General features: G+C 73.8%; 11 protein-coding genes. 4 read left to right on the forward strand and 7 right to left on the reverse strand.

Annotation, left to right across the window (positions count from 1 at the left end; all coding sequences use genetic code 11):
* Positions 1–154: 154 nt before the first annotated feature.
* Positions 155–1,261: a mechanosensitive ion channel family protein gene (locus ACFWBF_RS02900; RefSeq protein WP_385594154.1), complete on the reverse strand. Its 1,107-nt coding sequence runs from the start codon at positions 1,259–1,261 to the stop codon at positions 155–157.
* Positions 1,262–1,737: 476 nt separating this feature from the next.
* Here ACFWBF_RS02900 and ACFWBF_RS02905 point away from each other — a divergent pair, with 476 nt between their 5' ends.
* Both ACFWBF_RS02905 and ACFWBF_RS02910 read left to right on the forward strand, forming a co-directional pair.
* A complete protein-coding gene (locus ACFWBF_RS02905; RefSeq protein WP_385594157.1) occupies positions 1,738–2,187 on the forward strand; it encodes a hypothetical protein in 450 nt (149 codons plus the stop codon).
* Between the two features lie 21 nt (positions 2,188–2,208).
* Entirely contained in the window at positions 2,209–2,781 is a 573-nt protein-coding gene (locus ACFWBF_RS02910) for a YceI family protein (protein WP_385594160.1), read from the forward strand.
* A gap of 42 nt (positions 2,782–2,823) precedes the next feature.
* Here the strand turns inward: ACFWBF_RS02910 and ACFWBF_RS02915 are convergent, their stop codons facing one another.
* Entirely contained in the window at positions 2,824–4,722 is a 1,899-nt protein-coding gene (locus tag ACFWBF_RS02915; RefSeq protein WP_385594163.1) for an ABC transporter ATP-binding protein, read from the reverse strand.
* 150 nt (positions 4,723–4,872) lie between these two features.
* On the opposite strand from ACFWBF_RS02915, the gene ACFWBF_RS02920 reads away from it, so the two are divergent.
* Entirely contained in the window at positions 4,873–6,921 is a 2,049-nt protein-coding gene (locus ACFWBF_RS02920) for an AMP-binding protein (RefSeq protein ID WP_385594167.1), read from the forward strand.
* Between the two features lie 25 nt (positions 6,922–6,946).
* Here the strand turns inward: ACFWBF_RS02920 and ACFWBF_RS02925 are convergent, their stop codons facing one another.
* On the reverse strand, positions 6,947–8,764 hold the full coding sequence (locus tag ACFWBF_RS02925; RefSeq protein WP_385594170.1) for a GNAT family N-acetyltransferase: 1,818 nt from the start codon (positions 8,762–8,764) through the stop codon (positions 6,947–6,949).
* Between the two features lie 97 nt (positions 8,765–8,861).
* Here ACFWBF_RS02925 and ACFWBF_RS02930 point away from each other — a divergent pair, with 97 nt between their 5' ends.
* A complete protein-coding gene (locus ACFWBF_RS02930; protein WP_385594173.1) occupies positions 8,862–9,284 on the forward strand; it encodes a DUF350 domain-containing protein in 423 nt (140 codons plus the stop codon).
* Between the two features lie 38 nt (positions 9,285–9,322).
* Here ACFWBF_RS02930 and ACFWBF_RS02935 read toward each other — a convergent pair whose 3' ends face one another.
* The 4 genes from ACFWBF_RS02935 to ACFWBF_RS02950 all read right to left on the reverse strand — a co-directional run bounded on the left by ACFWBF_RS02935 (position 9,323) and on the right by ACFWBF_RS02950 (position 13,726).
* On the reverse strand, positions 9,323–10,552 hold the full coding sequence (locus ACFWBF_RS02935; protein ID WP_385594176.1) for an acyltransferase: 1,230 nt from the start codon (positions 10,550–10,552) through the stop codon (positions 9,323–9,325).
* On the reverse strand, positions 10,549–11,592 hold the full coding sequence (locus ACFWBF_RS02940) for an alpha/beta hydrolase (RefSeq protein WP_385594179.1): 1,044 nt from the start codon (positions 11,590–11,592) through the stop codon (positions 10,549–10,551). The genes ACFWBF_RS02935 and ACFWBF_RS02940 overlap by 4 nt, the downstream gene beginning before the upstream one ends.
* Positions 11,593–11,705: 113 nt before the next feature.
* Entirely contained in the window at positions 11,706–12,386 is a 681-nt protein-coding gene (locus ACFWBF_RS02945) for a response regulator (protein ID WP_385233662.1), read from the reverse strand.
* Complete coding sequence (locus ACFWBF_RS02950; protein WP_385594182.1) at positions 12,383–13,726, reverse strand: histidine kinase; 1,344 nt, start codon at positions 13,724–13,726, stop codon at positions 12,383–12,385. The genes ACFWBF_RS02945 and ACFWBF_RS02950 overlap by 4 nt, the downstream gene beginning before the upstream one ends.
* Positions 13,727–13,770 lie beyond the last annotated feature (44 nt).

Genomic DNA, 13,770 nt, shown 5'->3' on the forward strand with positions numbered 1-13,770 from the left:
GTCCTTATCCGCCCCCCGCCCCACGCCGTACCCCTCCCCGTATACACCAATTCGCCCTGGTCCCCCCGGCTAACCCCCCGGTAATGCCGGGGGGCCCCCGCCCCGGAGGGGCGGGGGCCACCGGCCACCGTGACGGCGTACGTCGTACCCGGCGCTACCGGCCGCTGTCCGCGAGGGTCGCCGGCGACCCCTCGCGCTGGTGCGGCAGCGGAGAGGAGGGGGTCGGCCGGGGCTCGTCCTGGTGGAGCGAGACGGTACGGGTGGGCGCGGGGATCGAGATGCCCTCCGCCCGGTAGCGCTGGTGCAGGCGCTTGATGAACTCGTGCTTGATCCGGAACTGGTCGCTGAACTCGCCGACGCCCAGGATCACCGTGAAGTTGATCCTGGAGTCTCCGAACGTGTGGAAGCGGACGGCAGCCTCGTGGTCGGGCACCCCGCCGTTGATGTCGGTCATCACGCTGTCCACGACGTCCAGGGTCACCTGTTCGACGTGCTCCAGGTCGCTCTCGTAGCCGACCCCCACCTGGACCAGGATCGACAACTTCTGTTCGGGGTGGGTGTAGTTGGTCATGTTCGTCCGCGCGAGACGGCCGTTGGGGATGATCACCAGGTTGTTCGACAGATTGCGCACCACGGTGTTGCGCCAGTTGACGTCGACGACGTAACCCTCCTCGCCGCCGCTGAGCCGGATGTAGTCACCGGGCTGCACCGTCTTCGAGGCGAGGATGTGCACCCCCGCGAAGAGGTCGGCGAGGGTGCCCTGCAGGGCCAGGGCGACCGCGAGACCACCCACCCCCAGGGCGGTGAGCAGGGGTGCGATGGACACGCCCACCGTCTCGAGGGCGACGAGGACGCCCATCGTGAGGACCACGATCCGCGTGATGTTCACGAAGATCGTGGCCGACGCGGCCACGCCGGTACGGGACTGCGCCACGGACCGTACGAGACCCGCGACGACCCGGGCCGCGGTGAGCGTGGCGATCAGGATGAGCAGGGCGCTCAGCGAGTCGTTGACGATGCCCGCGACCCGGGTGGTCAGCGGCAGGGTCGAGGCGGCCACCGCGGCGCCCGCGATGAGGGAGGCCCAGGGGGCCAGGGTCCGCAGCGCGTCCACGATGATGTCGTCCCCGCTCCAGCGGGTCCTGCTCGCGTGCTTGCCCAGCCACTGCAGCAGGGCGCGCAGCAGCAGGCCGACGACGGCGCCCGCGGCCACCGCGATGGAGGCCGTCACCCAGTCGTGCAGGACGAGGTCCCGGTTCAACGGACACCCTCCGAGCCGGGAAGGGCCGGGGGAGCGGCGAGGGGAGCGGCGAGGGGTGCGGCCGCCCGCCCTGTGTGATGTGTCGTCACCTTGTTCACCTGTCAGGTCGTGCTGGGTGGGGCCTCGTTCGAGCGTTTGTGCGCATGCGAACGGGCTGCCATCCTGCCCCATGCGCGGCGGGCCGCGCCGGGCGGGTCGGGCGTCAGCCGGCGGCCGTGCGCGGCTTCGTCTGCTGAGGACGGCCCAGCCGGTGCCGTCCGGGTCCCAGAAGTAGACGAAGGACCTCCAGGACATCTCCCCGAGTGCCCACCGCTCACTCGCAGTGACAATGCAAACCGGCCGTACGGGGGAAATCTTCTTCACCGGCACTGACCTGGTCCGGGGGTTTCGGGACCAGGGGGGGTGATCGACCCCCGTTTGACATGGTTCGAGCGGATGGCAGGGTGGTAGGTGGGGTCAATGTTGGGAGGCTCGGCATGGCATCCGGTTCGGTACGGCGTTCCGCAGCGCGGCAACTTCCGCTCAGGCTCACGGTCGGCGCATTCTTCCTGAACTCCGGGCTCTCCAAACGCGGTGCGGACGAGGCCACCGCCGAGGGGCTGCATCAGTTCACCGCCACCACCTACCCGTTCCTGGGCAAGTGCGACGCCCAGAAGTTCGTCCGGCTGGTCTCCGCCGGGGAGATCGCCATTGCCGCCACGTTGCTGCTGCCGGTCGTCCCTGCCGCTGTCGCCGGCGTTGCGCTGACCGCATTCTCCGCCGGCACCCTCGGGCTCTACCTCCGTACGCCGGGGATGCGGCAGGAAGGCAGCCTGCGCCCGACCGAGCAGGGAATCGCGCTGGCCAAGGACGTCTGGATACTGGGCATCGGCGTCTCCCTCATCGCCGACGGCGTGAGCGAACACCGGCGATGCCATCCTGGTTGAAGTGGCAAGTCAGGGGTGCGCATGGCCATGACCAAATGGTTCTTCGAGCCCGGTCATACCGCGGCGGAGTTCCGCGCCAGACACATGATGGTCACCTCCGTGCGGGGGCAGCTCAAGAACGTGCACGGCTTGCTGGAGGTCGATCCCGACGAGCCGGAGAAGGCGCGCGTCGAGGCGACGGTCGACGCGACCCAGGTATACACCGGTCAGCCTCAGCGCGACGCCCACCTCCGCAGTGCTGATTTCTTCGACGTCGAGCACTACCCGACGTGGACGTTCGTCGGGTCGGGCATTCACCAGGTGAGCGGAACCGAATTCGAGGTCACCGGAGATCTCACGGTGCGTGGCGTGACGCGCCCCGTAACCTTCGACGTCACCTACTTGGGACAGTGGGACACCCCGTGGTGGGAGGAGGGGCGGGACCTCGGGCCCAGGCGACGCGCCGGATTCTCCGCCACGACGCGCTTCAATCGACATGACTTCGGGGTGAGTTGGAACGACGTGATCGACCGCGGCGGAGTGGTCGTCAGCCCCATGGTCGATGTCACGGTCGACGTCGAGGCCGTCCTTGCGCCCAGTGAAACGGCCGCCTGAGCACGACCGGGTCGGGCTCCGTGGGCCCGGGCCCGTCGGACATCAGGCTCCCGGGGCCGCCGGGGCGCCGTCCGACGCGTCAGCCGGGGCGAACTGCGTGCGGTACAGCTCCTCGTAGCGCCCTCCCGCGGCCAGCAGCTCGGCGTGCGTGCCGCGCTCCACGATCCGGCCCTCCTCCACCACCAGGATCACGTCGGCCGCCTGGACCGTCGACAGCCGGTGCGCGATCACCACCGCCGTCCGGCCCGACAGCGCCTCGCCCAGCGCCTCCTGCACCGCCGCTTCCGACGTGGAGTCCAGGTGGGCGGTGGCCTCGTCGAGGATCACCACCCGCTGGCGGGCCAGCAGCAGCCGCGCGATCGTCAGCCGTTGGCGCTCCCCGCCCGACAGCCGGTAGCCGCGCTCACCGACCACCGTGTCCAGCCCGTCCGGCAGCGACGCGACCAGCCCGTCCAGCCGGGAGCGCCGCAGTGCCTCCCAGATCTCCTCCTCGCCCGCGTCCGGCCGGGCCAGCAGCAGGTTGGCCCGTACCGACTCGTGGAAGAGGTGGCCGTCCTGGGTGACCATGCCGAGCGTCTCGCGGATCGAGTCGGCCGTGAGGTCCCGTACGTCGATGCCCCCGAGGCGCACCGCACCCGCGTCGGCGTCGTACAGCCGCGGCAGCAACTGCGCGATGGTCGACTTGCCGGCGCCGGAGGAGCCGACCAGGGCGATCATCTGGCCCGGCTCGGCGCGGAACGAGACCTCGTGCAGCACCTGCGTACCGCCCCGGGCGTCGAGGGTCGCGACCTCCTCCAGGGAGGCGAGGGAGACCTTGTCGGCGGCGGGGTAGCCGAAGGAGACCGAGTCGAACTCCACCGCCACCGGCCCGTCCGGCACCCGGCGGGCGTCCGGCTTCTGGGAGATCAGCGGCTTCAGGTCGAGGATCTCGAAGACCCGCTCGAAGCTGACCATGGCGCTCATCACCTCGACCCGCGCCCCGGCGAGCGCGGTCAGCGGCGCGTACAGCCTGGTCAGGAGCAGGGCGAGGGCGACGACGTTGCCGGCGTCCAGGGTGCCGCGCAGCGCGTACCAGCCGCCGAGCCCGTAGACGAGAGCCAGCGCCAGCGCCGAGACCAGCGTCAGGGCGGTGATGAAGGCCGACTGGGCCATCGCCGTACGGATCCCGATGTCACGGACCCGCGCCGCCCGCGCCGCGAACTCCGCGGACTCGTCGGCCGGCCGCCCGAACAGTTTGACCAGCGTCGCACCGGGGGCGGAGAAGCGTTCCGTCATCTGCGTGCCCATGGCCGCGTTGAGCGCCGAGGCCTCCCGCTGCATCGCCGCCATCCGGGCACCCGTCCGGCGCGCGGGCAGGACGAACACCGGCAGGAGCACGAGTGCCAGCAGGGTGATCTGCCACGAGATGCTCAGCATCACGGCCAGCGTCAGCAACAGGGTCACCAGGTTGGCGACCACCCCCGACAGGGTGTTGCTGAAGGCCCGCTGCGCCCCGATGACGTCGTTGTTGAGCCGGCTGACCAGCGCCCCGGTGCGGGTCCGGGTGAAGAACGCGACCGGCATCCGCTGGACGTGGTCGAAGACCGCCGTCCGCAGGTCCAGGATCAACCCCTCGCCGAGGGTGGCCGACAGCCTGCGGGTGAGCAGGCCCAGGCCCGCCTCGGCGAGCGCGATCACGGCGATGAGGAGGGCGAGGCGGGTGACGGTGCCGCTCTCCCGCCCGTCCACGATCGCGGTCACGACCCGGCTCGCCAGCACCGGGGTGGCCACGGCCAGCAGCGCGGTGACCACGCTCAGCAGCAGGAAGAGGGTGAGCCCGCGCCGGTGCGGGCGGGCGAAGGCGGCGACCCGGCGCAGGCCGGCCCGGGAGATCGGCCGACGGTCCTGCTGGGCGTTGATCGCGCTGTGCAGCGATGTCCAAGCGGTGACTTCCATGTCCATGACCCGAACCGTATGACCTCAACCAAAGTCGAGGTCAATCTTTCGGGCCGGCCTCGCCCTTCCGAATCTCCCGCGGCGGCCAACTCCCGCCCATATGAGGGATTTTCACGTACCTCGCCCGCTGTCGGTGCCCGGTGGCATCATCGGTCCATGACGCAGGGATCCGAGTTCACGCGCTCCGGCGGGCGCACCGTCGACACCGTCGCGCACCGCTTCGAACAGTGGGCTCGGGACACCCCCGGCGCCCCCGCGCTCATCGCCGGCCCGCACGGCCTCACCTACGGGCAGCTCGAAGCCCGCGCCAATCAGCTGGCGCACCACCTGCTCGACGCCGCACTGCCCGCCGGTGAGACCGTGGCCGTGGGCACGGCCCGCCCGGCCGAACTGGTCGTCGCCCTCCTCGCCGTCCTCAAGGCGGGTGCGGCCTACGCGGTCATCGACGTCGAGTCCCCGCGCACCGGACAGCGCCAGCTCGCCGGGATCCAGCCCTTCGCCCTGCTCACCCACGCCGCGCACCAGGCCGGCCTGGACGACGGCAGCGGCCTGCGGGTGATCCGCCTCGGCGCGGACGGCGCGGAGATCGCCGGCCGGCCCACCGAAGCCCCGGCCCGCCCCGGCCCCCGCCCCGGGCACCCCGCCGCCGTCCTGTTCACCGGGGGCGCCGAGCCCCGCCCGGTCGCCGTCGGACACGACCGCCTGCTCGCCGCCCACGACGGCTGGGCCGAGGTGGCCGGGCTGACCCCCGCGGACCGGCACCTGATCACCGCCGCGCCGGCCGTCACCGCCTTCGCCGCGGGCTGGACCCGGGCCCTGTGCTCGGGCGGCGCCCTCGTCCTGCCGGAGCGCTCGCCCTGGACGGCCGAGTCGATCCGCGGCGCGGTCGAGGCGGAGAAGGCCACCGTCGTGCACACCGACCCGGCGGGCGCCGCCCGGCTGCTCCTGCGCGACCGGCCGGCGTCCCCGGCGCACCCCGCGACCATGAACAAGGCCGGCCCGGCGGATCCGGACCGGGCCCTGCGCTCGCTGCGCCTCGTCACCGTCACCGGGGACCGGCTCTTCCTCGACGAACTCGCCGCCCTGCAGGCCCGCCTGCGCCCCGGGGCCCGGGTGCTCGACGTGTACGGGCTCACCGAGTCCGCCGGCGCGGGGACCTGGTTCGAACTGCCCCAGCTGCCCGGCCCCTTGGACGACCCCGAACGGCTCTCCCTGATCGGCAGGCCCTTCCCCCGCTGCTCCGTGGCCCTGCACGGCGGGGAGATCCGACTCACCCTGCCCGACGGCGGCGACGCGATACCCACCGGAGACCTCGCGGAGCTGCGCCCCGACGGGCTGCTGGAGTTCGGCGGCCGGATCCGCGACCGGATCACCGTCGCCGGGCAACCGCGGGACCCGCACTCGCTGGAGTCCGTGATCCGCACCCACCCCGACGTGGGCGGGGTGCTCCTGGCCGATGTCGACAGCGGCTCGGGCCCGCGCGGTCCCGTCGCCTACGTCTCCCCGCCGGCCGACGCGGTCGCCTGGCCCCCGGGCTCCGGCCTGCCGGACATCGGGCGGCTCCGCGAGCACCTGGCGGGCAGGCTCCCCGATACGGAGTTCCCCCGGGCCGTGGTCAAGCTGCGCGCCCTGCCCCGCAACCGGGCCGGTCAGGAGGACCGTGCCGGGCTGCCGCTGCCCGCCCAGCGGACCGCGCCCGCGCGCGCCGCCCGCGGCACGGGCAAGTACGGGGCCGCGGGGACCGGCGGCGAATTCCCGGCCGGCGCCGCCCTGGGCTGCGGGACGTTCGTGCTGGGCCTCGTCACCCTGCTCCTCACGGACGTGTTCTGGCCCGGATCGACGGACCTCACCGGTGTGCCGAACCCCTGGGCGGCCCTCTTCTTCATCCTCTACGTGTTCGAGGCCTGCGCCTTCGCCGGCGGAGTGCTGTTCCTGCTCTTCGGCCGCTCCCGGATGCTGCGCCAGGGCCGCGACCCGGCCCTCACCAAGATCGCCCATCTCGCGGTGGTCTACCTGCTGGCCGCCTGGTGGCCGCAGGACAACTTCTACCGGCTGGCGGCCAAACACGACTGGCCGCTCCAGGCCGCCCTCGTCTACGCCTTCAACGTCCCCCTGATGATCGCGGGCGCCCTCGTGGTCCTCTACGTCACCCGCCGACCGGCCACGGGCTTCGACTTCGACCCCGAAAACCGCCCCCGCCCCTGACCCCGCCGCCGGCTCCGGTCCAGCCCTACCGCGACGGCGCGAACATCGTCCCGACCGCCAGGGCCCGGGCCCGTACCAGGGCCTCCGCCGCGTCCAGGGCCTGCCTGCCGTGCGCGGCCACCAGTACGCCCAGCCAGGGGGCCGGGTCGAAGGCGCCGGTCGGAATCGCCGGGACGAAGACCGCCCCGAGCTCCGCGCACCCCCGGGCCAGCGCCTCGCACAGTTCGTCGAACTGCGCCTCGGGGAGCCGGGCCCCCAGCTCCACCCGGTCGGCGATCCGTACCAGGTGCCCCGCGCCCCGCAGTTCGTCCAGCCGGGCCGCGACCATGAAGGCGACGGACGGCCCGGTCAGCCGCAGGTTGGCCTCGGTCGGCGCGAGCCGCCCCGCGCCGTCGGCGACGAAGTCCACGTCGAACCAGCCCCGGTAGCCCGCCGCGGCCAGCTCCCGGCCCACCGCGTTCCCGAAGGCCGGCAGCGGCTTCTGCGCCCAAGCCGGCACCACCCCGGGCCCCACCGTCGCTCCGCGGTACCCGGCGCCCGCCACGTCCATCACCGCCCCGCCGACCTCGTGCACGCGGCCCGCGTCGTCCACGAAGCCGTCGTACGTGAGGTCGCGCGGCTCGCCGGGCTCCGTCGGGCCGGCCACGTACTCCTCGATCAGCAGCGGCCCGCGCGGCAGCCGCCGCAGCACCGCGCGTGCCCCGCCCGCGGCCCTGACCTGCGCCGCGCTCACCACCGTCGTGCCCGAACCGCCGACACCGTGCTCCGATTTGAGAACGCTGGCCATCCCCGCCCGGGTCCGGGCCGCCAGCAGCCCGACCGCCGCCCGCCGCGTCGCGGCCCGCCACTGCGCCGGGAGCACGATCTCCGGATGCCCGCCCGCCGCCAGGATCCGGCCGAAGAGTTCGTGGCTCTGCGCCTTCGACTCGTACCGCAACTCCTGCGGGCGCCAAGGCCGCCCGGACAGCCGCGCGAAGGACTCCGTCAGCCCCCACGGTACGAGGGGCAGCCCGGCCCCCGTCAGCCGCCCGGCCAGCGCCGGCCGGGCCCGTACCGCGTCCGACAGCGCGGGACCCCGCTCCACCAGCCCGTCGTACACCTCCACCTCGGGTCCCCAGCCCAACTGCCGCCCCACCAGGGCGATCCAGCCGCGCGGCACCGCGCGCGGCAGCACCAGCGCCGCCGGGTACGGGCTGTAGAAGGCGGCCAGGGCGGCGTAGTGGTGTGCGGCCCGCTGCTCGCGGTCCAGGGAGGCGTCGGAGAATTGCGCGTTGAACTCGGCGACGTTGCCCACGTGCACCGCCGGAACCCCGCCCGTCCAGGCCCGCGCCCAGGCGGCCTGCACAGCGGGCGCCACCTCGAAGCGCACCAGCCCTGCAACCGCCCCGGCTCCGGCATCGGCCCCGGCATCGGCGACCGTGACGGCGACCGCGCCCATCGCCCGGTAGAAGCCCGCGGCATGCGGATCGGCGTCGATCAGCAGCCTGCGTACGCCGAGCCCGGCGGCCCGCCGCACGGCATCCCGGTACAACAGCCGCCCGACGCCCCGGCCGATCGCGGACGGCTCCACGAACAGCAGGCCCAGCCGCGCCCGCGGCCCGGCCCCCTCCCCCTCCAGGTCCGGCTCCAGCTCCAGCTCCAGCGAGGCCAGACCCTGCACCACCCCGTGCGCGTCCTCGGCCACCACGATCCGGCGGGCCGTCACATCGGCGGCGTCGATCCGGAGCTCCGGATCGACGGCGGCGAGGAACTCCGCGTCATACCCCCAGTACGCCTTGGAGCGCCGCACCAGCTCCGTCAACGCCTGCGCCTCCTCGGCCCGCGCCGCCCTGACCTTTGCCATTCACTGACCTCCCCATGGTCCGGGTCAGGGCCGTGCGATACATTTCGGCCGCCCCCACGGCACATCCTTGCCCACCCCCGCGGAGACAGGCTTCTCAATGAGCGACATCGTCAATGGACTTGGCCGCACCTGCGCGTACGGCGCCCTCGGCCTGGTGCTGCTCATCCTCGGCATCGTCCTGGTGGACGTGCTGACCCCCGGGAAGCTCCCGAAGCAGATCTGGGAGGAACGCAACCGGAACGCGGCCGTCATGCTGAGCTCCGCGCTCCTGGGCGTCGGCGGCATCGTGTTCACCTCGATCTGGACGACGTACGAGGACTTCGGCAAGGGCCTGCTCGCCACCGCGGCCTTCGGCGTGCTCGGCCTGCTGCTGATGGCGGTGGCCTTCCTGGTGCTGGACTGGGTGACGCCGGGCAAGCTCGGCGCGATCGTCGTCGACCCCGAACCCCACCCGGCGGTCTGGGTCACGGCCTCCTGCAACCTCGCCGTCGCCGCCATCGTCGCGGCCTCCATCGCCTGACACCGCGCTCCCGCCGACGCCGACGCCGGCTCCGCGCCTCAGGCCAGACCGAGCGCGAACACCGCGAACCCCGCCGCCAGGACTCCCGCGACGGCCCGCCGCAGCGCCGCGGACCTGCGCCCGGCCTGCGGCGGGGTCTCGAACCGGCGGGCGTGGCGGGCGATGACGACCAGCAGCACCGCGAACACCGGCATCCAGGCCAGTCGCGCCGCGATCCAGCCCAGGCTGTCCGGCGCCGTGGTCAGACCCGCCAGGGCACCCGCGAACGAGCCCGGCACGGCCGCCGCCAGCATCGCCGTCTGGTGCCAGCACAGGATCGTCATCGCGCACAGGTTGATCACGACCACCGGCGCCCACAGCGCGGGCCGCGCCAGCAGCCGCGCCAGCCGGTCGCGCAGCAGGATCGCCGCCCCCGACTGGGCCGCCGCCAGGGCCAGCACCAGCAGCGACGGGGGATGCGAGTTGGTCCGCGCCGCACCCGGCACCCCGACCATCGACGCCGGGTAGTGGAAGACCCCCAGCAGCGCCGCGAACAGCACCGTCCCGCCGCCCAGCAGCAGCCACGCCCCGCGCCGCCCGATCCGCCCCTCGCCCCAGGACACGCCGAGCTGGTACGCGAAGAGCCAGCCCGGCAGGATGTTCAGCAGCGCGAGCCAGGACGGCACGGAGTCGGCCGGCGGCCCGTAGCGCAGGAAGTCCACCACCGCGACCGAGCCGATCAGCGGGGCCGCCGCCCAGCCGCCGAGCCGGTGCGCCGCCCGGACGCAGTACGGGGTCAGTGCGGTGACCGCCGCGTACACCCCGACGAACCACAGCGGCTGGATCACCAGCGTCGCCCCGGTCCGCAGCGTGGCCTGTGGCACCCCGGCCGCGTACAGCACGGGAGCCGCCAGTGCCCAGACGGCCGTGACTCCGAGCACCGGACGGCCCAGCCGCACGATCCGCCCCCTGAGCCACGCGCCGGTGGAGCCGGCCCGGCGCCGGAAGGACAGCACCGAGGCGTAGCCGCCCACCAGGAAGAAGATGCCGAGCATCTGGAGGACCCAGCTCGCCGGGGCCAGGGCGCCGAAGGAGGAGAGCGGGCTGGCGTTGTGCAGCCCGCCGTCGGAGTCCAGGGTGAAGCCGCCCAGCAGCCAGTGCCCGGTCGGTACGGCCAGCAGCGCGAGGGCGCGCAGCCCGTCGACGGCCCGGTCGCGGTGGGCGGGGGTCTGCCGCTCGATCCGGTCGGCGGTCCGCTTCAGCATCGTGAGCGTGCGCGGCGTCGTCATCGGATCTCTCCCTTGGCGATGGCGGCGAAGGCCGCCAGGGACCGGGTGCCCGGCGCGAAGTAGCCGGTGTGGCCCTGGACGTCGGCGGCGGGCACCCGGCGGGCCCCGAAGGCCGCCGAGGTGGGGTCGGCGCCGTGGCCGATCCCGGCGAACCGCACGTTCGGCACGTCGGCGATCCAGTCGGACGGGCCCCGGGCCGCCCATACGCGGGCCCGGGTGTGCAGGTCGGCGGCGGTGTCCGCGCGCATCCCGGGGGAGCCGAGGGCGACGACGTCGGTGGCGTCCGTGTGCCGGGCCGCGAGCCCGCAGACCACCGAGCCGTAGCTGTGGCAGAACAGCACCGGGTCGGCCGCGCCGACCGCGTCGAGCCCCTCGGTGAACCGGGCCAGCCGGACGGCCCCGGCCTCGGCGAGCCGCCCGTCGGCCGCGTCCAGTCCGACCCCGACCGGGGTGGTGTAGCCGGTCCACGCGACCACCGCGGTGCCGTCCCCGGCCGCCGCCCTCAGCGAACGGGCCATCCCGGCCGGCCCGGTGGCGGGCTTGCGCCCGGCGTCGTGGCGGGTGGCGTCGTTGTCGGAGCCCGGCACGATCACCGAGACGTGCGGCGCGTGTTCCAGGTCCCCGAACACCTCGGAGACCTGGCCCCGCCCGCGGGGGTCGAAGGCCAGGATCTGCCGGCCCGGCGCGCCGAGCGAGGCGTAGCGGGTCTCGCCCGTGGCGGCGACGGCGAGCCGGTTGGCCTCGTACCGCAGGGGGAGCGGAGCCCCGTCCAGGTTGCCCACGACCAGCGGGTGGGACCGCACGAGTTCCTGCCGGGCGGAGTCGTCCAGCCCGGCGAAGAAGCGTGCCACCTCGCGGGGAGCCGTCCCGGCCGGGTCGGGCAGCGGCCCCCCGTCCGCGGTGTCGGCCCGCCAAGCGGCCGTTCCCGGCGGCGGCCCGGTGACCGCGCTCTGGCTGTCGCCGGAGGCCCATCCCGCGGTGCCCGCGACGACGGCCACCGCCAGCGCGGCCGTGACCAGCGTCCTTCCGAAGCGGCGCATGCCCCTTCTCCTCTCCTCGTGACGAGGAGGAAGGTAAGAAGGAGGTACCGGCCCGTACGTCGGACCGTGGAGCCAAGTCGTATGTCATACCCCGGTAGGGGGTGGAGGAGGTGTCAGGCCGAGTCGCCCGGCCGGACCAGGCCCGCCTCGTACGCGAAGATCACCGCCTGGGCCCGGTCGCGGAGGTCGAGCTTGCCCAGCACCCGGCCGATGTGGGTCTTCACCGTCTGCTCGGCGAGCACCAGGTGCCCGGCGATCTCCTGGTTCGACAGCCCGCGCGCGATGAGCTCCAGCACCTCGGTCTCACGCGGTGTGAGCCCGTTCAGCCGCAGCGCCGGGTCCTTGCGCGGGGCCGGCCGCTGCTGCACGAAGTCGGCGATCAGCCGGCGGGTCACCGAGGGCGCCAGGAGGGCCTCGCCCGAGGCGACCACCCGTACCGCCGCGATCAGGTCCGCGGGCGGGGCGTCCTTGAGCAGGAAACCGGAGGCGCCCGCGCGCAGCGCCTCGTACACGTAGTCGTCGATGTCGAAGGTGGTCAGCATCAGCACCTTCGGCCGGTGCACCACCCCGGGCGGGGGGTCGAGGATCTCCCGGGCCGCCGTCAGCCCGTCCATCTCCGGCATCCGTACGTCCATCAGCACCACGTCGGGGTGCACGGTGCGCGAGACCTGCACGCCGCGCCGCCCGTCGGGAGCCTCGCCCACCACGTCGATGTCGGCCTGCGCCGACAGCAGCGCGGCGAACCCCGCCCGCACCATGGCCTGGTCGTCGACGATGATCACGCGGATGGTCAACTTGCGTCCTCAGCGGTGGGATTCAACGGCAGACGGGCGGCGACCCGGAAGCCGCCGTCGGGCAGCGGACCGGTGTCCAGCGTCCCGCCGGTCAACCGTACGCGTTCGCGCATCCCCACCAGACCGTGCCCCGTGCCCGAGCTCTCCAGCTCCACCACGGCATCGCGCGCCGGACCGTTGACCACCAGCACGAGGATCTCCTCCTCGTCGGCGGTCACCGAGACCCGGGTCGGCGCCCCCGGCGCGTGCCGCACCACATTGGCCAGCGCCTCCTGCACGATCCGGTACGCGGACAGGTCCACCGCCGGGGGAGCGGCCCCGGCCGCCTCCGCGGCCAGGGACAATTCCACCGGCTGTCCCGCCCGTACGGTCGCCTCGACGAGCTGCTGCAGGCGGCTCAGGCCCGGCTGCGGGGCCCGCTCCCCGCCGGGGCCGTCGCCTGCGTCGCCGCGCAGCACCGTCAGCAGCCGGCGCATCTCACCCAGGGATTCGCGGGCGGAGGCCGCGATGGCCGCGAACTCCTCCTGCACCGGCTCGGACATGCCGGGCAGCCGGTACGGAGCCGAGTCGGCCTGCACGGTGATCACCGACATGTGGTGCGCCACCACGTCGTGCAACTCGCGGGCGATCCGGGCCCGTTCCTCCAGCAGTGTGCGCCGGGCCCGCTCGGCCTCGCTGATGCTCTCCTGCTCGGCGATCCGCCGCTGGGCGGCGCCGAACCCGCGCAGCGCCCCGGTGAGAGCGAGCACGACCCCGCTCAGCACGAACAGCAGCGCGCTGGTGTTGATCACCCCGGCGGGCTGGAAGAAGCCCAGTACCACCCCGACCGCGCCGGTCGCCAGCCACACCCCGATCAGCGTCCGGATGGACTCGCGCAGCCCCAGGCACACCATCAGCAGCAGGTAGCCGACGATCACCATCGGCGTCCAGGGCCACGCGTGCCGGGCCACCTGCTCGGCGTGGATCAGCACCACGGCCCCGACCGTGTCCGCGGTCAGGATCAGCAGCCACGCCGCCATCGGCCGGGTCACGGCGAGCAGCAGCGGCACCGTCTGCGCCACGCCCAGCGCACCCGCCCAGCCGCCGGCTACCCCGTAGTCGTTGCTCAGCACCGCGATGGTCACCGGCACCAGCGTCACCACGAAGGCGACGGTGACGAGGTAGGGGAGCAGCCGGTGCCAGGTCCTGGGCGCCTGCGCGAACAGCGGCTCCGCGGCCCGGGCGGGCGTGCGCAGCGCCACCGCGAGCGAGGCCAGCGCACGGGGACCGCGGGGACCGCGGGGACCGCGGGAGTCGCGCGGCCCGCGGTTCTTGGCGGGGGTACGGGGGGTGTCGCTCATGATCGGTCCAGCCTATGCGCAGGCGTAGGCTGCACGCGGTCGGT

Source organism: Streptomyces sp. NPDC060028 (assembly GCF_042736725.1).
Taxonomy (GTDB): Bacteria; Actinomycetota; Actinomycetes; order Streptomycetales; family Streptomycetaceae; genus Streptomyces.

Bases quoted from the DNA above. Each gene is read 5' to 3' on its own strand.
- ACFWBF_RS02905 (WP_385594157.1), top strand. From the start codon at position 1,738: ATGGCATCCGGTTCGGTACGGCGTTCCGCAGCGCGGCAACTTCCGCTC.
- ACFWBF_RS02910 (WP_385594160.1), top strand. From the start codon at position 2,209: ATGGCCATGACCAAATGGTTCTTCGAGCCCGGTCATACCGCGGCGGAG.
- ACFWBF_RS02915 (WP_385594163.1), bottom strand. From the start codon at position 4,722: ATGGACATGGAAGTCACCGCTTGGACATCGCTGCACAGCGCGATCAAC.
- ACFWBF_RS02920 (WP_385594167.1), top strand. From the start codon at position 4,873: ATGACGCAGGGATCCGAGTTCACGCGCTCCGGCGGGCGCACCGTCGAC.
- ACFWBF_RS02925 (WP_385594170.1), bottom strand. From the start codon at position 8,764: ATGGCAAAGGTCAGGGCGGCGCGGGCCGAGGAGGCGCAGGCGTTGACG.
- ACFWBF_RS02930 (WP_385594173.1), top strand. From the start codon at position 8,862: ATGAGCGACATCGTCAATGGACTTGGCCGCACCTGCGCGTACGGCGCC.
- ACFWBF_RS02935 (WP_385594176.1), bottom strand. From the start codon at position 10,552: ATGACGACGCCGCGCACGCTCACGATGCTGAAGCGGACCGCCGACCGG.
- ACFWBF_RS02940 (WP_385594179.1), bottom strand. From the start codon at position 11,592: ATGCGCCGCTTCGGAAGGACGCTGGTCACGGCCGCGCTGGCGGTGGCC.
- ACFWBF_RS02950 (WP_385594182.1), bottom strand. From the start codon at position 13,726: ATGAGCGACACCCCCCGTACCCCCGCCAAGAACCGCGGGCCGCGCGAC.